The organism is Chlorogloeopsis fritschii PCC 6912 (assembly GCF_000317285.1).
Taxonomy (GTDB): Bacteria; Cyanobacteriota; Cyanobacteriia; order Cyanobacteriales; family Nostocaceae; genus Chlorogloeopsis; species Chlorogloeopsis fritschii.
This window is the reverse complement of the sequence record NZ_AJLN01000149.1, coordinates 100,361-123,903: the sequence shown is the minus strand read 5'-3', so window position 1 is coordinate 123,903 and position 23,543 is coordinate 100,361. Positions and strand designations below refer to the sequence as shown.

Annotated in this window: 12 protein-coding genes and 2 pseudogenes; 10 read left to right on the top strand and 4 right to left on the bottom strand. The window is 42.8% G+C overall.

The annotated features are described in order from the left end of the window. Positions 1 to 343 precede the first annotated feature (343 nt). The 4 genes from UYC_RS0133455 to UYC_RS0133435 all read left to right on the top strand — a co-directional run bounded on the left by UYC_RS0133455 (position 344) and on the right by UYC_RS0133435 (position 6,050). Positions 344 to 1,216, top strand: coding sequence for a zinc metalloprotease HtpX (locus tag UYC_RS0133455; RefSeq protein WP_016876742.1), 873 nt, complete (start codon positions 344 to 346; stop codon positions 1,214 to 1,216). Positions 1,217 to 1,381: 165 nt separating this feature from the next. Then, positions 1,382 to 1,801, top strand: a complete 420-nt coding sequence (locus UYC_RS0133450; RefSeq protein ID WP_016876741.1) for a hypothetical protein — start codon at positions 1,382 to 1,384, stop codon at positions 1,799 to 1,801. A 202-nt stretch (positions 1,802 to 2,003) separates the two neighbouring features. Continuing rightward, complete coding sequence (gene aspS, locus UYC_RS0133440; RefSeq protein WP_016876739.1) at positions 2,004 to 3,788, top strand: aspartate--tRNA ligase; 1,785 nt, start codon at positions 2,004 to 2,006, stop codon at positions 3,786 to 3,788. A gap of 558 nt (positions 3,789 to 4,346) precedes the next feature. Next, positions 4,347 to 6,050 carry a protein kinase domain-containing protein gene (locus UYC_RS0133435; protein ID WP_016876738.1) on the top strand — a complete coding sequence of 568 codons (1,704 nt, stop codon included), beginning with the start codon at positions 4,347 to 4,349 and terminating at the stop codon, positions 6,048 to 6,050. Positions 6,051 to 6,063: 13 nt separating this feature from the next. Here the strand turns inward: UYC_RS0133435 and UYC_RS0133430 are convergent, their stop codons facing one another. Continuing rightward, positions 6,064 to 6,579 (bottom strand): DUF6745 domain-containing protein, encoded by a 516-nt coding sequence (locus UYC_RS0133430; RefSeq protein ID WP_016876737.1) that lies wholly within the window; start codon positions 6,577 to 6,579, stop codon positions 6,064 to 6,066. 124 nt (positions 6,580 to 6,703) lie between these two features. Here UYC_RS0133430 and UYC_RS0133425 point away from each other — a divergent pair, with 124 nt between their 5' ends. The 4 genes and pseudogenes from UYC_RS0133425 to UYC_RS40490 all read left to right on the top strand — a co-directional run. Further along, positions 6,704 to 8,263, top strand: a complete 1,560-nt coding sequence (locus UYC_RS0133425; protein ID WP_016876736.1) for a M48 family metallopeptidase — start codon at positions 6,704 to 6,706, stop codon at positions 8,261 to 8,263. Between the two features lie 69 nt (positions 8,264 to 8,332). Beyond that, positions 8,333 to 9,136, top strand: a complete 804-nt coding sequence (locus tag UYC_RS0133420; protein WP_016876735.1) for a COP23 domain-containing protein — start codon at positions 8,333 to 8,335, stop codon at positions 9,134 to 9,136. A 200-nt stretch (positions 9,137 to 9,336) separates the two neighbouring features. Next, the gene (locus UYC_RS0133415) at positions 9,337 to 9,921 is read left to right on the top strand and encodes a YdeI/OmpD-associated family protein (RefSeq protein ID WP_016876734.1); all 585 of its coding nucleotides are present in this window, start codon (positions 9,337 to 9,339) and stop codon (positions 9,919 to 9,921) included. Positions 9,922 to 9,942: 21 nt separating this feature from the next. Then, positions 9,943 to 10,282, top strand: a pseudogene (locus UYC_RS40490) (DUF4351 domain-containing protein); the annotation flags it as partial. A 91-nt stretch (positions 10,283 to 10,373) separates the two neighbouring features. On the opposite strand, the gene UYC_RS0133400 reads toward UYC_RS40490, so the two are convergent. Both UYC_RS0133400 and UYC_RS35945 read right to left on the bottom strand, forming a co-directional pair. Then, positions 10,374 to 11,270, bottom strand: coding sequence for an iron-siderophore ABC transporter substrate-binding protein (locus UYC_RS0133400; RefSeq protein WP_235083010.1), 897 nt, complete (start codon positions 11,268 to 11,270; stop codon positions 10,374 to 10,376). Positions 11,271 to 11,563: 293 nt separating this feature from the next. Continuing rightward, a complete protein-coding gene (locus UYC_RS35945; protein ID WP_081588155.1) occupies positions 11,564 to 13,036 on the bottom strand; it encodes a TonB-dependent siderophore receptor in 1,473 nt (490 codons plus the stop codon). A gap of 106 nt (positions 13,037 to 13,142) precedes the next feature. Between UYC_RS35945 and UYC_RS35940 the strand changes: the two are divergent. Together UYC_RS35940 and UYC_RS0133385 are read left to right on the top strand one after the other, a co-directional pair. Next, positions 13,143 to 13,480, top strand: a pseudogene (locus UYC_RS35940) (Uma2 family endonuclease); the annotation flags it as partial. Positions 13,481 to 13,813: 333 nt separating this feature from the next. Next, positions 13,814 to 22,432: a phytase gene (locus UYC_RS0133385; RefSeq protein WP_016876731.1), complete on the top strand. Its 8,619-nt coding sequence runs from the start codon at positions 13,814 to 13,816 to the stop codon at positions 22,430 to 22,432. A gap of 114 nt (positions 22,433 to 22,546) precedes the next feature. On the opposite strand, the gene UYC_RS0133380 is transcribed toward UYC_RS0133385, so the two are convergent. Next, complete coding sequence (locus UYC_RS0133380; RefSeq protein WP_016876730.1) at positions 22,547 to 23,125, bottom strand: NACHT C-terminal helical domain 2-containing protein; 579 nt, start codon at positions 23,123 to 23,125, stop codon at positions 22,547 to 22,549. Positions 23,126 to 23,543 lie beyond the last annotated feature (418 nt).

The window sequence follows — 23,543 nt, the reverse complement described above, 5'->3', positions numbered from 1 at the left end:
TAAATTAGCGATCGCACTCCTAATATCAAGCTTTTTCAGATTATTACTTTCCTATAATTCTAAAATTTACTACTTTAGATGGATGTTATTTTTTAAGTTTTTTATGTATTTAAATTTTGATGATAAATACAGGTTACAAACTCAAAAAAGTATCATAAGTAACTAAATTGGACATTTAAAAATAAATTTTTAAACTTAATGTGAGATAACCGTACACAACATGGGGCAAAATTTCTACCTTATAAATATGTGTTAAGGCCGATAAAATCAAAGTGCGGCTTAAGTAATGCTGTTAATCGCAACTAATTTCATACTTACAACAGCATTATCAGGAGAGCAAAATATGAGAAATCAATTCAAGACTGCCGCTTTACTAGCCTTGCTAAGTGGCATTTTAATTTCTATTAGTTACTGGGTTATTGGCGGTAGCACCGGTGTGATTGTAGGTATTGCCTTAGCTGCAATCACCAACTTATTTTCTTGGTATCAATCAGATAAAATCGCTCTGGCAGCTTATCGTGCCCAACCAGTATCACCACAGGAAGCACCGGAACTGTATCAGATGCTAGAGAGATTATGCCAACGAGCTAATCTGCCCGTGCCGAGACTATACATAGTTCCTACTCAAGCTCCTAACGCTTTTGCCACAGGGCGCGATCCAGAACACGCTGCTGTCGCTGTTACTGAAGGCATTTTAAATTTACTACCAGAAGACGAATTAGAAGGCGTGATTGCCCACGAACTCACGCACGTTGCTAATCGTGATACTCTCACCCAAGCTGTTGCAGCCACGATCGCGGGAGCAATCTCATTTTTGGCTCAAATCGTCAGCTATAGCCTTTGGTATACACCATACTCACGCGACAATCGCAACGGCCCCAATCCTTTAGGGCTACTATTAACAGTGATATTAGCGCCGATCGCGGCAACAGTTATTCAACTAGCTATTTCGCGCACGCGGGAATTTTCCGCTGATGCAGGGGCTGCAAAATTAACAGGTAATCCTCGCGCCCTAGCCCGTGCGCTGCAACGTTTAGAACTAACAGCACGGCAAATGCCCTTACAAGCTAATCCAGCTTTTGAGCCGTTGTTGATTACAAATCCCCTTTCTGGGCAATTTCTCGGTAACTTGTTCTCCAGTCATCCCCCCACAGAAGCGCGAGTAGAAGCGCTGCTGAGATTAGAACAACAACTGCCGACGATGCAAAGAGTTTAGGGATAGGGACTAGGGGCTAGGGACTAGGGACTAGGGGCTAGGGACTAGGGGCTAGGGACTAGGGACTAGGGGCTAGGGACTAGGAAAAAGCAGGGGAGCAGAGGAGAAAAACTTCCCCGCTCCCCAATCCCCCATCTTTCAACTAGCAAATCAGGAGGTTTAACTATGACTTACAATTCCAATAACGAAGAAAATTTTGTTGTAGAAGAAAACGTAGTTGTCGTTCAAGTCAGTTCTCAAACCAATGAAATGGTAGAAACTGAGATGGCTGGCGAAACTGATGAAATCAAGCATGAAACCAAAGAACTGATTGAAGCACTTAAAAGACGCGCTCAAGCCGAGGCAGAATCAGCAGGAACACTCACTCGTGAAACTTATTTAAATGCGGTACGTCGAGCACGCGAAGCGATTGAAGGCGAAAAACTCATTGAACGCGATCGCATTGAAAACTCGTGGCTCTCATTGCAGCAAGAAGCCGAGAAAAATTGGCACTTGTTGATGAAAGAACTCACAGAATTTAGCAATCGCTGTCAAGATGCCGCAAAAGCCGCTTGGGAAGCCTTCAACGCTCCTCGCCCACAATAAATGGGGATTGGGGATTGGGAAGAAGAGGACAAGGGGCAAGAACGTGATTCACATTCTCCCTGTCACCTGTTCCCTGTTCCCTATTCCCTAGTCCCTAATTTTTATTTAACTGGAATTACAAGAATTGCAAATGATGCTAGATAATTAGAAAGTTTGACATTTACTAAAATTTCTCTAGCCTTGTAACTCAGAACAAACAACTATGCGAACTGACTATTGCGGCGAACTCCGAAAAGAACACATTGGAGCAACTGTCACCTTGTACGGATGGGTAGACCGTCGCCGCGATCACGGGGGTGTGATATTTTTAGATTTACGCGATCGCTCAGGTATTGTCCAAATTGTCAGCGATCCACAGCGCACTCCGGATTCTTACAATGAAGCAAACACCCTGCGCAATGAATACGTTATCAAAGTGACAGGCAGGGTATCCCAGCGCCCCGAAGAATCCCTCAATCCCCGCATACCCACAGGCGAAGTCGAAATTTACGCCGATCAAATTGAATTGCTTAACGCTGTTCGCAAGCAATTACCTTTCCAAGTTTCTACCGCCGAGACAGATCCGGTACGGGAAGATTTGCGATTAAAATATCGTTATCTCGATTTGCGGCGCGAACGCATGGCGCAGAACTTGCTACTACGCCATCAAGTTGTCAAAGCTATGCGTCGCTACCTAGAAGACGTGGAAAATTTTGTTGAAGTCGAAACTCCCGTACTTACCCGTTCCACTCCCGAAGGTGCGCGAGATTACTTGGTTCCTAGCCGCGTTAACCCCAGTGAGTGGTTTGCCTTACCGCAATCACCCCAGCTATTTAAACAACTGCTGATGGTATCGGGTTTTGACAGATACTATCAAATTGCCCGTTGTTTCCGCGATGAAGATTTACGTGCCGACAGACAACCGGAATTTACTCAATTAGACATGGAAATGAGCTTCATGTCCCAAGAGCAAATTATTGAACTCAACGAAAAGTTAGTTGGCTATATCTTCAAAACGGTTAAAGGTATTGAGTTACAGCTTCCCTTTCCCCGTCTTACCTACGTAGAGGCGATGGAACGCTACGGCTCTGATAAACCTGATACGCGCTATGGCTTGGAATTAGTTAATGTTTCGGATATCGTCAAAGACTGTGGCTTTAAAGTCTTTCGCGATGCAGTTGGTAGTGGGGGAATTGTTAAAATTCTGCCTATTCCTGATGGTGATGCAATTTCTAATGTCCGTATCAAACCAGGCGGCGATATCTTCAAAGAAGCCAATGAAGCTGGTGCTAAAGGTTTAGCTTACATCCGCGTTAGGGATGATGGAGAAATTGACACTATTGGTGCAATCAAAGACAACTTGAGCGCAGAACAAAAACAAGAAATTTTGCGCCGCACTAATGCTAAACCAGGCTGTTTATTATTATTTGGGGCTGGAGACACGACTACTGTCAATAAGACTTTAGACAGATTACGGCAATTTACAGCTAGGGAGTTTAAGTTAATCGATCCAGACAAAATTAACTTGCTTTGGATTACAGATTTTCCCATGTTTGAGTGGAATGCAGACGAAAAGCGTCTAGAAGCACTGCATCACCCATTTACCGCACCTCATCCCGATGATTTGCAAGATTTAAAAACTGCCCGCGCCCAAGCTTACGACTTGGTATTTAATGGCTTTGAAGTTGGTGGCGGTAGTTTGCGGATTTATCAGCGGGAAATTCAAGAGCAAGTATTTGAAGCGATCGGGCTATCCCCAGAAGAAGCAAAGAACAAATTTGGTTTTCTGTTGGAAGCATTTGAATACGGTACTCCACCTCATGGTGGCATTGCTTACGGCTTAGATCGATTGGTAATGTTACTAGCGAACGAAGAATCAATTCGCGATGTCATTGCCTTTCCGAAGACGCAACAAGCCCGTTGTTTGCTCACAGATGCCCCTTCAGGCGTAGATGCCAAGCAACTCAAAGAGTTACACGTTACTTCAACGTATAAACCTAAATCTTAGAACAGCAAGTAGTAGCGCTAGTAAAGTGGTTATGGAATTTTTCTAACGCACATAAAATCTAGTCATCTACTACATTGATTTTGACACGTTGCAGGTGTCAGATCCCCGACTTTTTTAAAAAAGTCGGGGATTTATAATCTCCTATTAGGGTGGTGCATTGTGCCACCTGACAACACTACAACCATAAAAGACAGGGTTTTGCAACAACACCCTATATTGATAAAGCAAGCTTTAAATCTTATTTACTGTAAAAACTAAGACCAATTTTTACTACCGTTTAAATTAACAGTCATTGCCAAATCAGACTTTTTTGTCATAAAAACTTCAAATTCTGGAATATCTTTTAGTTAATCTCCAATAAAAAAATATAGGGAAATTACTGATTTACAAAGCGTTCAAAACAATAAATTAGTACTGTTGTAAAGAATAACTTATTGTTATCCAAGAAAAATTTCAATGATTTTCTAAAAGTAAAACTTCATTTCGGAGCATTTTTTGGCAAAATTAATAGAGTTCTCGCCTAACAGAGGGCATTCAATCCGCTGGCAGGTAAAGCTAATGCTCTTCGGCACAATTCTTCGCAATCGCTACAAAGTCCTTACTAAGTTAGGAACTGGTGGATTCAGTGACACCTATCTTGCTGAAGATATGGACTTACCCAGCTATCCCAAGTGTGTTGTTAAACATTTGGTGACTCGAAACTCCAATCCAGAAATATTACAGATTGCTAAAAGGCTGTTTAACCAGGAAGCAGAAGTTTTATACCGTCTAGGAAAGCGTCACGACCAAATTCCTGAACTTTTAGCCCATTTTGAAGAAAACGGCGAATTTTATTTGGTGCAGGAATATGTTGATGGACACGATTTAACCACCGAAATCACTCCAGGCAAGCAGTTGAGTGAAATGGAGGTGATTAAACTCCTACAGGAAATTTTGGAAGTTTTAGCAGTTGTCCACGAACACAATGTCATTCATCGGGATATTAAGCTGCAAAATATCATGCGTCGTCAAGATGGCAAGATCGTACTGATTGATTTTGGTTCAGTAAAAGAAATCAAAAGTTTAGCGACAAGCATTTATGGGGAAGTAACTTCTACTATCGTTATTGGTACTCCTGGTTACATACCAAATGAACAAGCCAATGGAAACCCAAGACTGTGTAGCGATATTTATGCAGTCGGAATAATTGCAATTCAAGCTTTGACAGGTATGGTGCCGCGGAAAATGCCAATTGATCCAACTACCGGAGAAGTGATTTGGCGTCCAATGGTAAATGTTAGCGATCAATTGGCGAATGTTTTAACTAAGATGGTGCGCTATAACTTTAGCCAGCGCTATCAAACAGCGACGCAGGTTCTAGCAGATCTACAATGGGCACTGCCGCCAACAACAATCGGAAGAACACCCCCGCCAATACAAAAAGTGTCATATGAACTATCGTCTGATTTACCTAATTCTCAAATTATTCCAATTCTTGGATTGCTCAGTGTCATGGTAGTTGGGTTTGGTGTCGCAATTTTTGGAGGGCGTTTTTTTCAATTTAGTTTTAGAGGCAATAAACCAACTCAAACTGCAAATCCCACTGTTAAAGATGTCAAAATCAAGCCTATAACTCCATCATCAACACCAGCCAGTTACCGCAGAAAACCAAACTTTAATAGTGTGCCATCAACACCGTTTTTACAAGAGCCATTAAACCAAACTCCAACTGAGTCATTCACCCCTCCAATTGAACATAAGGCGAAGCCATCCACTCCAGCAATTGAAAAAACCACCAAACCATCAACTCCGGCAATTGAAAAAACCACTAAACCATTCACTCCATCAATCGAGGATAATACTCAGCCATCCGCTTCCCCAATCGAGGACAATGTTAAGCCATGCACCCCTGCAATCGAAGACAATTCCAATTCATCATGCTCCCCTGAAAGCGAAGGCAATAACAACCCAACTACTCCCGTAATCGAAGACAACGTTAAACCATGCACCCCTGCAATCGAGGACAATTCCAATTCATCATGCTCCTCTGAAAATGAAGACAACACTAGACTATCCACACCTGCAACTGAGGATAATAACCGTCAAATGATGATGGTATCACCCACACCTGAAATTGATGAGAAAAATAATCAAAATAATCAATTAATGGTGCCATCTACACCTGTAATTGGAGAAAAAAGCAAACAATTTATAGTTCCATCTACACCTGTAATTGAGAATAATAATCAATTGGTAGTGCCATCTACGCCAGTGAAAGAGTAACTTGGTTTATTGGTTAGGTTTGTACAGAAAATTCTTCTGGATCTATTCCCCAATTTACCCAGCTTATAGCTTCTCTTGCTGATTTTATCTCAGGCGGTACTCTCAACACATGAATTCTACCAGTGCTTGGGCAAGTCATTTTTAGTAAACAAATCGGCTCAACATCGACATCAACGTCAATGCAAAGCAGGGTGTATTCTTGCCAAACATCAAGTTCTTGGGCTTTTAGTTCCTGAGAAATGCGATCGTAACCGATCGCTTGAATTAGAACTCGTCTAAGTTCGGCATTGTCTTCTTCTAAAAGCCAATGGGGTTGCCATTGTTGAGAATGCACTTTACCGTATTTCTCAGGGATTTTGACGCCATGATGATAGTATCCAGTATGCCAACCATCGGCAAATTGAATAACTGGTTCAGCTTCTTTGTGTAAGCGATTTTCACTATCTAGAGAGATTTGACGCGAGCGATCGCACTCTACACAGACTTTTTCAAAGGGAATATCCACTTTATAGTATTTGCTCTGCTTCATAGCAATCAGAAGTGCCAGCTTTCTCTAACATTCACGAAGAAACGGTATTAATAACTTGCTCTCATAATAGCGATCGCTCTGGGCTGTACATTGAGAAAAGAGCTTTTTCCAGAGGAAGCCACTCATGAAAAGACGCTGGAAGTCACTATTTTTAGCCTTAATTTGGGTAATGCTGGCAGTTGGGACATCAATTTTAATTATCCTGACACAACCTCTAGCACCAACTCCCGCTCAAGAAACCTCTAAACAAAATCAACCTCAGCAAACAGCAGTAGTACCCGCACCCAACGAGAAAGCCTCACCAGAACCTGCACTTAGCCCTGAACAAATCGCTCGTCAACAAAAATTTATAGAAGCAGATAAGCTTTATTTGGCAGGAGACTACGCTGCTGCGGAGAAATTGTATCGCGAACTAAAACAGCCTTTTGCAAAAGCATCCCAAACACCACAAGCAAAAGGGGCGATCGCCGATTTAGCCCAACTCTCCCCCGCAGGTAAAGTCTACTGGCGAGAAGCAGAAGCCGGAATTGCTTCTAAAATGCAAACTAGAACTTTAGTGGCGCTGCAACTGTTAACAGAGCAGTATCCAGAATTTATCCCTGGGCAAATTAAATACGCTGAAGTTCTCAAAGAATACGGTGATAAGAAAAAAGCTTTAGAAATATTAGAGCGAGCGACAACACTTTACCCCAATCAAGCAGATTTAATTAAAACCAGAGTTGCAACCCTAGCAGAGTCAAAAAAATGGATGGAAGCTTCTTTGGCGGCACGGCAGTTTGCGATTCTCAACCCTAACGATCCGCAAGCGCCTGAATTTACCAAACTAGCAAACAAACATCTCAAGCGTTATAAATCTCATATCCGCTCAGAAATTCGAGGCAATACGATCGCTAACATTATCACTGGTGTTTTAGGATATGCTGTGACTGGTAGTTTGATCGGCCCTTTTTCTGCTCTTGACTCCACAATTATGCTCTTGCAAGGCGAAGAAGCTGTAGGTGAGGCAGTCGCAAAACAGGCAAAAAAACAACTGAGTGTAGTCAAAGATGAAGCACTTTCAGCATACGTCAATGAAATCGGACAAAAACTAGCCAAAGTCGCTGGGCGGGATGAATTTAAATACGAGTTTTTTGTGATTCCCTATGAAGAACTAAACGCCTTTGCCCTGCCTGGAGGCAAAATCTTTATTAATGCGGGAGTGATCGCTAAAACCAACTCTGAAGCAGAATTGGCAGGGTTACTCGGACATGAATTATCTCACGTTGTTCTCTCCCACGGCTTTCAATTAGTCACCCAAGGAAACTTAATTGGTAATCTCACTCAGTATCTTCCCCTTGGTGGCACTATCGGTCAACTATTTGCTTTAAGTTACAGTCGTGACATGGAACGTCAAGCAGATACCCTTGGCACACGCCTAATTGTTGCCAGTAATTACGCAGCCGATGCTTTGCGTAACTTGATGGTGACATTAGACAAGCAACGAAAAAATGCTCCCCCTAGTTGGTTATCGTCTCATCCTGGTGGTGATGAGCGAGTTCGCTACTTAGAAGAAATGATTATAACTAACAACTACAATCGCTACACTTACGAAGGAGTAGCACGCCACATCGAAATGCAAGCAAAGGCAAAACAAGTTCTCAAAGACAAAAAAGAACGAGCAGATAAAAAGAGACGCGATCGCTGAATCAAAATTAAAAACTCTTCGTCACAAGAACTAACAACTCCCTACTCTATTCTTGTATCAGGATAGTTTATGAAATTACAGCCCTTAAAATTAGTTTTGTTAAGTAGTCTTGGTTTATCCCTAGCTTTAAGTAATTCTACTGTTTTTGCCCAAAGTTCCGGTGATGTTGTAGTACCAACAGTACCAGGCGACGGCACATCAACGACAACCAACACCTCAACCACAACTACAACAAGCAACACCTCAACAACAATAGATCCTGCAACCAGGTTTAGCTGTCAGAACTATAACGGTCAATATACAGTTATGTATCAACCTGAAAGTCAGCCAGGGCGATTCTTTGCTTGGGCTAATCCCCGCACGTTGGGTGGTGGTTGGGACGCATATAAGCGTTGTGCAACAATAGCTGAACGCTTGGAAACCTATCGTCCGGACGGCTTAACAGAACTACGTACATCAACTCTAAATGGATACAATGTACTCTGTGTTACTACTGAAGCTAATTCAGCCTGCCGTCTTGTACTAACAGTGCCTCCCGAAAAAGATCCCTATGCTGTACGCGATAGTGTTTTCCAAAATCTCATTAGTGCTGACAGTGGACAAACAACCATAGGTGTTAATACCTTTAGCAGTCGTAGTAATGGTAACGGAGTTCAAGAAATCTACAATCTGGGCAGAACACTGTTGGGTAATAGCGGTAATAATAACAATCGCACTCGCGCATCTCGCGATCCAGTTAACCTTAAACCTTTCCTAGATCGCAACGATGGCGGTAACGGTAGCAAACTTAAAAATGGCGTAGCAATTCGCCCTCAGTCTCCAACTCAAAAGCCTGCATCTGCTAATCGTTTGAATCCGAGCAAATTCCGCTAATTGAAAATTTGGTGTTGCATAATTGCGGGATGAAATCTTCAATTCAACTTTTAAAACTCTTTCTCTCTGCGTCTTTGCGCCTCTGCGTGAGAAAATTATCCCATTAATCAGCAACACCGAAAATTTAATTCATTGCACGCCAAGCTGGTTTTGAAAATATTTCAGAGCTAGCTTGGCGTAATTTTATATAACTTTCTATTATGTCGAAACTTAAGCATCAACTAGACACATTTTATGCCAAAAATCGTAAAGAATGGCGAGAATGGTTAGAGCAAAACCATCAGATATCCGAGGGTGTATGGCTCGTCTACTATAAAGTAAAAAGTGTTAAACCAAGCGTTAAATATAGTGAAGCAGTCAAAGAAGCCTTATGCTTTGGTTGGATTGACAGTAAAGTCAAATCATTAGGTGAAGAACGTTATATGCAAATATTTACACCACGCAAACCGAAAAGCGTATGGTCAAAATTAAATAAGCAATATATTGAAGAACTTATAGAACAAGGTTTGATGACTAAGGCTGGTTTAGAAAAAATTGAAGCAGCAAAAAAAGATGGTTCATGGAATACGTTAGATGCGATAGAAGAGTTAATCATTCCGACAGATTTAAAGCAAGCATTAGAAGCAAACGAAACTGCCAAGATGCATTTTGAGGCATTTAGTAACTCATCTAAAAAGAATATCCTCTTTTGGATTGAAAGTGCTAAACGCCAACAAACAAGGTTGAAGAGAATTGAACAAACTATAATTGCAGCAGCACAGAATAAAAATCCTTTAACACGATGATAACTAATGTCCTTGGATAATTTATTGCAACAAGTTGTGGAAAAAGTTAATCAAATTTCCGAGGGAAAAAGACCAGGAATTTCTGCTTATACGCAAATCTTAGCGGGATTAAAATATAGAAAGGATTTAATTCAACAATTATTCCGGGAGGGTATTGATGCGCGAGTCAGTAATTTATCAGGAAATCCTTGAAGTAGGGCTACAGGAGGGAGAAAAACGAGGAGTACAAACAGAAAGATCGCTTGTTCTGCGTCTATTAACCCGACGGGTAGGAGTATTACCTCAAGAGGTACGTCAGCGTGTTGAAGCTTTACCTCTGGAAGAGTTAGAAAATCTGGGCGTAGCGCTGTTAGATTTTTAGGAAATGGATGATTTAGAAGCTTGGTTTAATCAACAAGGTTTTTAGTTTAGTGACAGGATTTGCAAACAAATAAGATGTTTCTAACCATGATTTAGGGATTTTTGACGAGGTATTTATAGAGGTCATCAATAACTGCATCAGCAGCAAGTAAGTTAGATCCGACCCAAGTTAATTCATCTACAGAATATACTTGACCTTGCTGAACAGCTTTAAGTGTTTTCCAAAGGGGCTTTTGTTGTAGTTCTTTAATAGCTTTCCTATCATTATTATTGCCAGTGAATAATATGAATAGAATATCACCATCCGCATCTTTTAGGTTCTCCTCGGAAATTCCATAACTACCACCAGGCACAACAACACTTTGTGTTTTCGGACGTGGCAGCCCAATATCATTCAGAATTGAACCAACGAATGAGTTTTTGGTAATTATATTTATTGGTGAACCACTGTAAACAGAAATAACAGAGATTTTTTTACTTGTATATTGATTATTTAAGGCTATTTTCAATTCTTTTATTCGTCGATGGTAGTGATTCCAAGCTTGTTGTTCAGCTTCTTCTTTTCCCAATACCTCAGCTACAAAATGAAAATATTCTCTCCACAACGGTTCACCCTGCCACTTACCCAATACCGTGGGGCTAATTTGAGAAATAATAGGATAAGTTCTTTGCACTATTTCCCAACCTAAAATTAGATCGGGTTTAACTAGTAATAGCTTCTCTATATCAGGCTCATATTGACTACCTAATTGTTTGATTCCTACTATTTTATCTTTCAAATATTTAGCAAAATCTTCTTTTTGCAAACTATTTAAACCTGTTGCGCTACCGATCGGTTTGATACCAAGTACAAGCGTATTACCTAAAGTAACATGAAAGATAGTAACAAGACGCTCAGGACTTTTGGGAACACAAGTTTTCCCCATAACGTGTTGTACGACTCGGCACTCTTCTAATGGCTGCCTCAGCCTTGTAGCATTTTGACTCATGTTTATACTACAAGCTGAAATAAAAAAGCAAGTTAATATACTTAGAAACAGCCAATAGATGAGACGGCGTAAACACATTTTTGGGTGTTCCTGACTTATCAAAACTCACACAAAATTGTACCTTTTACAGTAAATAGGTCATTTTAGGATACAGTTTGTAGCACTGTCATTCAGATTTCTGCTACAAGCCAAAATAAATCCAAACGTCAAAACTCCCAATAACAGCAGGCAGGTAAAGCGACGTAAAAACATAGTACCAAGGTGTTTAGCCGATTAGCCAACAAGGGAGCCAGTTAAAACTCCCAACTGATTGAGCCGATTATTGTAAAGGGATCGCCCAATTGGTTATAGAATCTTCCGAAAGAATAATTATAGTAGGTTACATCAAATAAATTACGGATATTAATAGCTGCTTTCAGGCCATCTCTACGATAATAAATTGCTGCATCTGTGCGGAAGTAGCTTGGCAATACAAACGAATTATCCAAATCACCTTGCCGATCGCCAACATAGAACAGCCCCAAACCAAACCCTAAGCCCTGCAAATTGCCTTTCTGAATTTCATAAGTTGTCCAGAGACTGGCTTGATTCTCTGGCACGTTGTTTAATCGATTACCTACTGGGGTAGCATTATCTTCAGTGACTTCTGCATCGGTATAGGCATAAGAAGCAATCACCTTCCATCCAGGCAAAATCTCACCGACAATATCTAACTCAATCCCTCGACTCCGTTGTTCACCTACCTGTATAGAGAAAGTAGGGTTGTTGGGATCGGGGGTTGTTACATTCGACTTAGTGATTTGATAAGCGGCTAATGTTGTCGAAAGCCTTCCCTCTAGAAAATCAGCTTTAATACCAGCTTCATACTGTTTTCCTTTTGTTGGTTTGAACGCTCTACCATCTGGGTTGGCTCCAAAGGTAGGAATAAATGATTGGCTATAGCTGGCATAGAGAGAAATAGTATCACTAGGCTGATAAACCAACCCAATTCGGGGGCTAAAGGCGTTATCATTCTGCTCAACAGCAGGTTCACCCTCAACATCAAATGTTCGTTCAACCCAATCAAAGCGTCCACCAATCAGGAGCTTTAGGTTATCTAGAAGTGTGATTTGGTCTTGCAGGTAGACCCCATAAGATTGAATAGGCTCATAGAAAGCGAAGCGAGAGTTGGGTACAAACTGGTAATCTGAAGTATCGTAATTCGGGTTCTGAAGATCCAAATCACTTGGCCCTTCACCAGTAACGCTCTCAAAATTTTCAACATTGCGATTGGCATCAAAACCTACCAAAAGCTGGTGTTCAATTGCTCCTGTCTTGAACTTGCCCAGTAAATCGATTTGTCCAAAATAGTTATTGATTGGATATTCACGTTTATAAACAGTACTTTCTTGTAGGATGCGATCTTCAACCAGGTCAGAGAAAATGGTAAAGGTATCTCTAGCTGAATTAAGAACAACTGAAATATTATTGCGAAGTTGCCAATCGTCATTAAATTGATGGTTTAGGATGTAACCAAATTTGTGGACATCTTTAGTAGCGAAGTCAATATCGGGATAGCCGGCATAGAAATTTCGAGGTAAGCCAAACGTATTGTCACTGAGAACGGGAACATCTGCCTTAAAAGGCCTCAGATCAGAGTGAATGTACTCATAGTAAAGGTTTAAATTCGTGCGATCGCTTAATTTCCAAGTAATAGAGGGAGCAATTGTAATCAGTTCTGAATTAGCAAAATCGACAAAACTATCCGAAGCTCGATAACTGGCGATGAATACATAATATTCTCTTGACTCTCAATGGGTAGGTATTGGAACTTACGCACTCAGATCCCCCAACCCCCTTAGAAAGGGGAGCCACTATGCCCTTGCGGGTTTCCCGACTTGCGACATTGCCATTGTCAAACCTTTAGGTGAAGTTTACCTACAACACCATCCTTACCCTGAAGATATTTTTTGGATTATTGAATTTTCCAATGCCACTCTTAGCAAAGACTTGGGTGAGAAAAAAGAAATCTACGCTGAGGCAGGCATTACTGAATATTGGGTTGTCAACCTGAAAACACCGCAGCTAAAGTATTTCGTGAACTTAAAAATGGGCAGTACACAACCGAAATGACACTCACCACAGGCACTATTTCAGCCCTAGCCTTTCCTGATGTATCGATAGAAGTTGAGCGCCTCATCGGTGTAGCGAAAAGATCCAAGGAACTATAATTTGAGGACATATTTTCTCATCCTACCGTGATTCATCATCCATTTGTAAAAATTTGACTGCGCCACAAACTTGTCAATTTTTTACTTCAATTTTGCCCAGCAAATAATCCTCGTTCTTAACCTTTTGCTAGCTAATTCTTAATATTTTTGGGGTATTTTCTTTTACTGAATACAAATTTATACCAAAAAGCATACAGCGCTCTCTGGTTAACTTCCAGCCACGGTAGTTAATTAAACTTGTCGCATTCCCACGGAAGGAAAAACAGAAGCGTAACTTTGCTATCTTCGCTTGCATCCCAGCTAATAATTAGCGGTCAACAACTCATAATCAAGATGGAAACTTCTAGCACAATCCGTTTTGCTCAGTTTAATGCTTCCCTCAACCGCAATACTGAAGGTCAGTTAGTAACCGATTTGTCTACGCCCGATAATGCTCAGGCAAAAGCTGTTGCCGAAATTATCCAACGTACCAACCCGGATATCCTACTGATCAATGAGTTTGACTACATCCAAGAAAATCCTTTGCAACCAGTCCAACTTTTCTTGGAAAATTATCTTGGTGTTAGTCAAAATGGTGCAACTCCCGTGAGCTACCCCTATGTTTACATTGCTCCCTCCAATACTGGTATTGCTTCGGGGTTTGATTTAAATAACAACGGCACAGTAGTCACCACTCCAGAAACACCAGGATACGGCGACGATGCCTTTGGTTTTGGCAATTTCCCCGGACAATTTGGCATGGTGCTGCTCTCCAAACATCCTATCGATACTGCCAATGTCCGCACCTTCCAAAATTTCCTCTGGAAGGATATGCCTGGATCTTTGCTATCTACCATTGCCACTCCTGGCTCTTCTGAACCTTGGTACTCGCCAGAGGAACAAAATATTTTGCGGCTTTCCTCCAAGAGTCACTGGGATGTACCCATACAAGTGAACGGAGAGACAATTCACGTCCTTGTTAGCCATCCTACACCACCAGTGTTCGATGGTCAGGAAGACCGCAATGGCAAGCGCAACCACGATGAAATTCGCTTTTGGGCAGATTACATCACTCCTGGTAAAGGAGATTACATTTATGATGATGGTGGCAAACAAGGTGGACTAGCTGCCGGCTCGCGCTTTGTGATTATGGGCGACCAAAATGCCGATCCATTTGATGGTGACAGTTATAACAACGCCATTCTGCAACTTTTGCAGAACCCCAATATCAATACTAATTTCATCCCCACCAGTCCCGGCGCTCCTCAACAGGCAATTTTACAGGGTGGTGCAAACCTCAATCAAAAGGGTAATCCCAGCTTTGACACCGCAGATTTTGCTGATTCGACTCCTGGGAACCTGCGAACAGATTACGTGTTACCTTCTGTTGACTTGACAATTGCTGATTCAGGAGTATTTTGGCCCCTCAATACCGATCCTTTATTTCCCTTAGTAGGCACTTTCGATCCTAATCTTCCCGGTGGTTTTCCCAGTTCAGATCACCGCCTGGTGCGGGTAGATGTGCAGTTAGGAGCAACGGAACCAGGTAAGAGTATTCCTGGCATGGAATTTCAGGGACAAACTACTTTCCCTACAGGCTTTGTTCCCCCTGGTGTCGCAGGAAGTGTAAATGGAACACCGGCTGCTTTGGGTGGACTATCGGGTATTACCTACGATGCCGCTACAAATCAGTTCTACGCTATTTCAGACGATCGCTCTCAATTTGCCCCTGCCCGCTTCTATACTTTTACTGTCGATTTAGCTAACATAGCCACAGCAGGAGTAACTTTTACCAATGTTACGCCCCTCAAAGATAGTAATGGCAACTTCTTTGCACTCAACAGCCTCGATCCTGAAGGTATTGCCCTTACTAACAACGGCACGGTTTTCGTCTCCTCAGAGGGTGAAGTTAATCCTAGTGCAGGACGAGTTAGCGATCCTTTTATCAAAGAGTTTTCCGTGGCTACCGGAGAGGAAGTGCGTTCTCTACCCGTACCCAAAAAGTTTTTGCCAGTAGTACAAGATACCAACGGTAATGGCGTTATCGATGCAGGCGATACGCAGACATCAGGTGTTCGCAACAACCTAGCCTTTGAAAGCCTCACCATCACACCCAACCAAAAAACTCTATTTACAGCTACCGAAAACGCCCTCTTCCAAGACGGGGCAGTTGCCTCTACTACCACTGGCACCCGCTCTCGCATTCTGCAATACAACTTAGTTACCGGACAGCCAGAAAAGGAATACCTCTACATCACCGATCCTGTAGCTGTACCGCCAAATCCAGCAGATGGATTTAATACTAATGGCTTAGTAGATTTACTTGCAATTGACAATCGCGGGACTTTGCTGGCACTGGAGCGTTCTTTCTCCTCTGGAGTTCCCGGCACAGGCAATACGATCAAAATCTACGAAATTTCGCTTCAAGGTGCAACCGACATTAGCACCATCGACTCTCTCGATAATTTGAGCGAAACTCAACTAGCAGCAATTCAACCTGCCCAAAAGCGGCTGTTATTAAATCTCGATTCCCTCAATTTGCCCACTGGTACAGATAATATCGAGGGTATTGCCTTCGGCCCCAAATTACCAGATGGCAGACAATCGATAGTTTTGGTAAGTGACAATAACTTTAACCAAACCCAATTTACCCAAATCCTAGCTTTAGATGCAGACATAGTTCCCACCGCCGCTCCCAGAGTTGAAACCCGTCCCGATCTACTGGACGATGAAACACTGCCCACAAGTCAACGTGCGGATGCTGACGATCCTGCTATCTATGTAAATGCGACTGATTCCGCTAAAAGTCTCGTACTAACAGCAGTTAAAAATGCCGGATTGCGGGTTTATAGCTTGTCTGGAAATCTGTTGCAGGAAATAAATCCTGGTGGTATTCGCTACAACAACATTGATTTGCAATATGGTTTTAGATTGGATGGTCAATCAATAGATATTGCCGTTGCTAGCGATCGCCAAAACGACAAACTTGCAATTTTCAAAATTAACCCCAACCCCACCACTCCCGGTCAATATTTAGAAGACATTACCGACAGCAGTATCGGCACTCTCTTCCAAGCAGCACCCTTTAGTCCTCCCTATGAATCATCATCGCGGAGTGCTTACGGAGTTGCCATGTACCGCAGCCCCATCACCAACGATTACTACGTCTTTGTCAATCGTCGCGAAACCCCAGATGTAGCACAGTTCAAACTCATTGACAAAGGTAATGGCAAAATTGGGGCTGAACGAGTGCGGGAATTTACCATCCCCACAGCTGATGGAGTCGATCCGCAAACCGAAGGCATGGTTGCCGATCAAGAAACCGGCTTCCTCTATATTGGGCAGGAAAATGTGGGTATCTGGAAGTTCCAAGCAGAACCCGATGGTGGCACAACGGGTAAACTGATCGATAAAGTCAAAACCTTGGGCGGCGATTACCTCAGCGATGATGTTGAAGGATTAACCATCTACTACGGCAAAAACGGCACAGGTTATTTACTCGCATCCAGCCAAGGAGACAACACCTTTGTCGCTTATACCCGCGAAGGCAACAACGAATACATCGGGCGCTTTGGTGTCGGTAACAACGGTGCAATTGACAGCGTGCAAGAGTCAGATGGCGCAGATGTCATCAATGTACCGCTTGGCCCCAAATTCCCATTTGGTTTATTTGTTACCCAGGATGGCTCCAATGAACCTGCCGTAACTGTTGATGATGAAAATATCAACACTAACTTTAAGCTCGTACCTTGGGAAAACATTGCCAAAGCCTTCCCTGAACAACTAACTATTGACACCACAAGTTATAATCCCCGTACTCCTGTGGCACAACCAAAACTGAGTATTTACGAATTTAACAACCTGCCCAAGCTAGGAACTACCTCTTCTGGGCAAGATATTTTCCTGGGCGGTTTCTCTGGGCTTTATTTCCAAGGACTCGCTGCAAATGGCAATCTCAAGTTTGTCACCCACACCGATCGCGGCCCAAATGGAGAAAGCATCGGTGCCAACAGACCATTTCCCCTGCCAGACTTTCAGCCAGAAGTAGTTAGTTTTGAACTTAACCGCACCACGGGTGAGATTAGGATTACCAAGAGAACAGGATTATTTCGGCAAGATGGCACAACCCCGCTCACAGGATTGCCTAACCTGCAAGCTGCTGCAAGCGGTACGGCTTACACCGATGAAATTCCTGTCGATCTGGCGAATAAAACCCTGGATAACGATCCGTTGGGTGCTGACTTGGAGGGGATTGTTGTTGCCCCAAATGGCGACTTGTGGATGGTGGATGAGTACCGCCCGGCAATTTACCACTTTGATAGCAATGGTAAACTAATTGACCGCTTCATTCCCGAAGGTGATGCTACTGACGCGAGCAAAAATGGCGGCACTTTTTACGGTACACCCGCATTACCTGCTGTTTACGCCCAAAGACGGAACAATCGCGGCTTTGAAGCTGTAGCGCTGGATGGTACAAAACTTTATGCCTTTATTCAAAGTGCAATTGATAACCCAGATGTCAGCAATGATGCAACTTCTAGAAATTCTCGCAATTTGCGAATTCTAGAATTTGACACAGTTACAAAGCAGGTAACGGGAGAGTACCTGTATATCCTGGAAGGTTTACCGGGAACTGACAAAATTGGTGATGCTGTCGCTCTCGGCAATGGTAAATTCGTGGTTGTAGAGCGAGACGACGAAGGTGATAACGCTGCCAACAAATTGCTCTACCAGATTGATTTGGCAGGAGCGACTAATATCAATAATCCTGCTTTCTTGGATACATTGCCGACAGGTAAAACCATTGAACAGTTAACTACTGAAGAATTAGCTGCAGCCAAGATAAATCCTGTTAGCAAAAGCCTCATCGCCAATGCTGCTCAACTTGGTTATACCGGAGTTGAAAAACTAGAAGGATTAGCACTGGTAGCACCAAATACTCTAGCTCTGCTCAACGACAATGATTTTGGCGTGACAGAAACTCAAACCAATCCCGATGGCAGCGTAAGTATAGAAGTTGCTTCTCTTCCATTAAAATTGGGTCTTCTGGAATTACCCAACAATTTGGAGGTAACTTCTCCACCCAAGGTTACACTGAAGGGTTTCGCCTCACTGCCAGCCGATACCTTTGCAGAAGGGCCTCCATCAGGCAGTGCAATTACAGGTAATACCAACGGACGCACTGTTCCATTTGATAAACAACCAGTGCAAGGATTTAGCGGTGTTCAGTTTGCCGATGACAATTCCTTCTGGTTCCTTTCTGACAACGGTTTTGGCGCTAAGAACAACAGTGCAGATTATCTTTTACGGATCTATCGGATTGATCCTAGCTTCCGAGGTGCAGAGGTTGGAGGTGATGGTAGCGCCAAGGTGTTGGACTTTATCCAATTATCTGACCCCGATCGCAAAGTTCCCTTCGAGATTGTGAATGGAAATACAAGCGATCGCCTCTTAACTGGTGCAGATTTCGATGTGGAATCTATCGCGATCGCTGCTGATGGCACAATCTGGATTGGAGATGAATTTGGCCCTTATTTGCTCCACTTCGATGCCACTGGCAAGCTGTTAGATGCTCCCATCCCCACACCAAATACAGTCAATTTAAATACACTGGATGGCAAACCGCCAATTGTCATCGGACATCGGGGTGCTAGTGGTGAACTGCCAGAACATACTCTAGGAGCCTATAAGTTAGCAATTGAACGGGGAGCGGACTTCATTGAGCCTGACCTAGTTTCTACTAAAGACGGTGTATTAATTGCTCGCCATGAACCAAACTTAATTGCTACCACCGACGTGGCAGATCGTCCGGAGTTTAGCGATCGCAAAACCACGAAAATTGTTGATGGCAAAGCAGAAGAAGGCTTTTTTGCTTCTGACTTTACTCTGGCGGAAATCAAGACACTGCGGGCAAAAATGCCGCAAAGCTTCCGTACCCAAGCGTTTAACGGCGTGTATGAAATTCCTACGTTTGAGGAAATCATCGAGCTAGTTAAGCAGGTTGAAAAAGACACGGGACGTAAAATCGGCATTTATCCGGAAACCAAGCACCCGACTTTCCACGATAACCTGGGCTTGTCTCTCGAAGAACCTCTGCTGGCAACTTTAGAGAAAACCGGATTTACAGATCCCAGTCGGATATATATCCAGTCTTTTGAAGTTAGCAACCTCAAAGAACTAAATCAGAAAACTGATGTACCTCTAGTTCAACTCTTAGATGCAGTTGATGTCAAAGATGATGGAACGCTAATTGAAACTCAGCCCTACGATTTTGTTGTTAACGGTGATTCTCGTACCTACGCAGATTTGCGATCGCCTGAAGGTTTGCAAGAAATAGCCACCTATGCTGATGGTATCGGCCCGTGGAAGCGAATGATAGTCTCGGTGAAAGCTGTCGATAAAAATGGCGATGGACAACCCGACGATATCAACGGCGACGGTGTAATTAATGATGCTGACAAAACCCTCACCGAACCAACTTCTCTAATAGAAGATGCCCATGATGCCGGGCTATTGGTACACCCCTATACCTTCCGCGATGAAGAACGGTACTTGGCATCAGATTATGACGGCGATCCTGCACAGGAATATAAGCAGTTCATTAATTTAGGTGTTGATGGCTACTTCACCGACTTTCCTGGTACGGGCGATGTAGCACGCGATCAAATTACCGCAGAGATTGTGCGATCGCCCGATCATCCCGATGTACTCAAAAAGACTGAGTTTCAAACCCTAGATGGCAATGCACCTATTGTCATCGGGCATCGAGGCGCGAGTGGTTTACGTCCAGAACACACATTAGAAGCCTACAAATTAGCGATCGCTGATGGGGCAGATTTCATCGAGCCAGATTTGGTAGCTACGAAAGACGGGGTTTTGGTAGCGCGGCACGAAAATGCCCTAGCAATTCTCAATGCCGATGGTACGGTGAACACCACCGACACTAGTACAGACATTTACCTGCGTCCAGAATTTAGCGATCGCAAAACTACCAAAATTATCGATGGACGTAGTGTCACGGGTTGGTTTACCGAAGATTTGACTTTGGCAGAACTGAAAACTCTCAATGCCATTGAACGTCTGCCCAATCTGCGCTCAACCAAATTTGACAACGACAACTTAAAGGTTCCCACTCTCACAGAAATCATTGATTTAGTGAAGCAGGTAGAACAAGAAACTGGACGCAAAATAGGCATTTATCCAGAAACCAAGCATCCTACCTACTTTGCAGACCTCGGTATCAATTTGGGTGAGAAGTTAGTTGATACCTTAGTTGCTAACAACTTCACCGATCCGAAACGGGTATTTATTCAGTCTTTTGAGGTAGGCAATCTCAAGGAACTGAAAAATGACTTGATGCCAAAAGCTGGCATTGATTTACCCCTAATTCAGCTATTTGGTGGCTTAACAGGCAAGCCTTATGATTTTGTTGTCAGTGGCGATTCCCGCACATACGGCGACCTCACCCAGCCAGCAGAACTAACTAAAATTGCAGAGTATGCTGCTGGAATTGGCCCCAACAAACGGCTAATTGTCCCCGCCCAGACAGTAGATCGCGATGGTGATGGTAAACCCGATGACTTGGATGGCGATGGCACAATTACTGATGCCGATAGAGTTCTGGGTACTCCCACTTCCTTAGTGGAAGATGCCCACGCCGCAGGCTTGCTGGTACACCCGTATACCTTCCGCAACGAAGGCATTTTCCTGGCATCTGATTACAACGGCGATCCGCAAAAAGAATTTGAGCAGTTTATTAATTTAGGGGTTGACGGTTACTTTACCGACTTTCCCGGTACAGGCGATCTCGTGCGCGATCGCTTTGTGGGTGAGCCAGTTGTCTCAAATCTCAGTCGTTCCAGAGGTTTTGAGGGTTTAGCAATTAGCCCGGATAAACAAACTTTGTATCCGTTGCTCGAAGGCACTGTCTTCGGCGATCCTGCTGGTTCGCTGCGCATCTACGAGTTCGATGTGGCATCTGAGCAATATAAGGGGCTATTTGGCTACTACCAGTTGGAAAATCCCAATCATGCTATTGGTGACTTTACCGCCGTCAACCACAACGAATATCTGGTGATTGAGCGAGATAACAATCAAGGTGCTCAAGCCAAGTTCAAGAAAATCTTTAAAGTTGACTTATCGAAAAAAGATGCCAATGGCTTTGTTGCCAAAGAAGAAATCGTCGATCTGCTGAATATTCAAGATCCTAACGACTTGAATCAAGATGGCAGCAGCAAGTTCACTTTCCCCTTCCAAACAATCGAAGATGTGTTGGTACTAGATGCTAAAACACTTTTGGTTGCCAACGATAACAATTATCCCTTTTCAGTGGGACGACCGCCAGCCATTGACAACAACGAATTTATCATCCTGGAATTAGACAAGCCACTGAATTTGCTTACTCCCACTCCAGACATCCCGGATGAGGAGGACAAAAATAACCCGTTTCATGATTTAGGTAAAAGCTGGCAAGAAAAGCTAGAAAAAAAACTAATTGATTTGCGAGATGTGACACAACAAGTGAAAGTTGAGTTTGTGGTTAACACAAAAGCGGCATTCAAAAACTTTGTCGGCTTCTATCAGGTAACCGATGAGATGGGTGGCATTGATATTAATAGTGATGGCACGGCAGACATTTTGCCTGGGCAAGCTGGCTATACTCAAGCTGCTGTGGGTGGGCGTATTCCAGGCATTGACTTAACTGTGGGCAAACAAGCTACTTATACAAGCATTTTTCAGCCTGGCAGCATCTATGCACCATTTATGATTGCGAATGGCAAACCAGAAGCAATTTTAGATGGCAATGCTAATAACGATCCAGCGGTGTACTTCCCATTCTTAGGAGCAAACCCAGACAAGATAGATCATATGCATTTGTTAGACAATAACATCTTTTGTTTTGAGGATTTACTAGGAGGCGGTGACAAGGATTACAACGATTTTGTTGTGAAAGTGAATTTGAGTATTACCTAAGAATAGCGATCGCTTGATTGCAAATTTTAGCTAATTTGATTGAGATGCATTGAGTTTGCTGTTTTTGTACCCTGTGGGAAACTTCCCCAGGGACATTTATTTTTCATCTCAATGCTATTGCCATTCTCTATCTTCAAGTTCCTTTTGAGGCAACAATAAAGTTGCTTCAATTTCTTGCCTAATCGCAGCTGTTACCTCACAATTACTATTCAAGCAATCGAGCAATAACTGATTGGCATCATAGTAGCATTGCAGTACTTGCTGTTGCTGTTGGCTTGGGATCTCTTCGAGAATATTGACATCAATATATATGTCATCGATTCCAACAGGACGGCTGATATCCAATAACTGCAAAATCCCACACTGATCTTGAATTTTTTCCTGGCGTTGCGATCGCACCCGTTGCACCAAGACATCAATATCTAAGACAGCAGCCTGGGTAACTTCTGTGGGATCGGAGAATTCGGCTGGGGGATCGGCAGCGATCTCCCGCCAATTCAATTCCAATATGGAACAAATTTCCAGAAATATATGACGCTCAACCGGACGCCCAGAAAAAAACCGCCAAATGGGTTGTCGAGTCTTTAAGCCGACTTCTAACGCCAAATTTTCCTGAGTCCACCCCTTGCGGGCAAACGCTCTTTTAGCCTGTTGAATTCCAATGTGTGATGCTTGGAGCGATCGCCTGACCATAAGACACAAAACTCATATGAAAATTTCTAAACTTAAATTTTTATGAACACTAAGGATTTTATACTTTTTCTTATGCTAAATATTTTTTGCTCTGGTTAAATCATACAAAAGTCAGAAAACGACTGTAATGTCATCCAAGTGTTTAAAGTTTTGTAACAAATTCAAACGCTATTCACTCATCTTATACTTCTCTAACCTTTGCCAAAACTTAATCTCAAGCACCCATCTGTCATCCTGGAGGAGTACAAATTCAGAGCTTCTCTATGAACACTGGTTAGCTCTTTAGAGCGACGACAGTAGATAAGAACCTGATTACTATAACTAGAAGAGCGCAATATTACAGATATTTAAAACGAAGTTCTTATAGTTTTTTATAGTAATAATTGCTATTTCCGAAACTGATTCAAAAGCTTGCGTA

Bases quoted from the DNA above. Each gene is read 5' to 3' on its own strand.
- UYC_RS0133455 (WP_016876742.1), top strand. From the start codon at position 344: ATGAGAAATCAATTCAAGACTGCCGCTTTACTAGCCTTGCTAAGTGGC.
- UYC_RS0133420 (WP_016876735.1), top strand. From the start codon at position 8,333: ATGAAATTACAGCCCTTAAAATTAGTTTTGTTAAGTAGTCTTGGTTTA.
- UYC_RS0133425 (WP_016876736.1), top strand. From the start codon at position 6,704: ATGAAAAGACGCTGGAAGTCACTATTTTTAGCCTTAATTTGGGTAATG.
- UYC_RS0133415 (WP_016876734.1), top strand. From the start codon at position 9,337: ATGTCGAAACTTAAGCATCAACTAGACACATTTTATGCCAAAAATCGT.
- UYC_RS0133430 (WP_016876737.1), bottom strand. From the start codon at position 6,579: ATGAAGCAGAGCAAATACTATAAAGTGGATATTCCCTTTGAAAAAGTC.
- UYC_RS0133380 (WP_016876730.1), bottom strand. From the start codon at position 23,125: ATGGTCAGGCGATCGCTCCAAGCATCACACATTGGAATTCAACAGGCT.
- aspS (WP_016876739.1), top strand. From the start codon at position 2,004: ATGCGAACTGACTATTGCGGCGAACTCCGAAAAGAACACATTGGAGCA.
- UYC_RS0133435 (WP_016876738.1), top strand. From the start codon at position 4,347: ATGCTCTTCGGCACAATTCTTCGCAATCGCTACAAAGTCCTTACTAAG.
- UYC_RS0133385 (WP_016876731.1), top strand. From the start codon at position 13,814: ATGGAAACTTCTAGCACAATCCGTTTTGCTCAGTTTAATGCTTCCCTC.
- UYC_RS0133450 (WP_016876741.1), top strand. From the start codon at position 1,382: ATGACTTACAATTCCAATAACGAAGAAAATTTTGTTGTAGAAGAAAAC.
- UYC_RS0133400 (WP_235083010.1), bottom strand. From the start codon at position 11,270: ATGAGTCAAAATGCTACAAGGCTGAGGCAGCCATTAGAAGAGTGCCGA.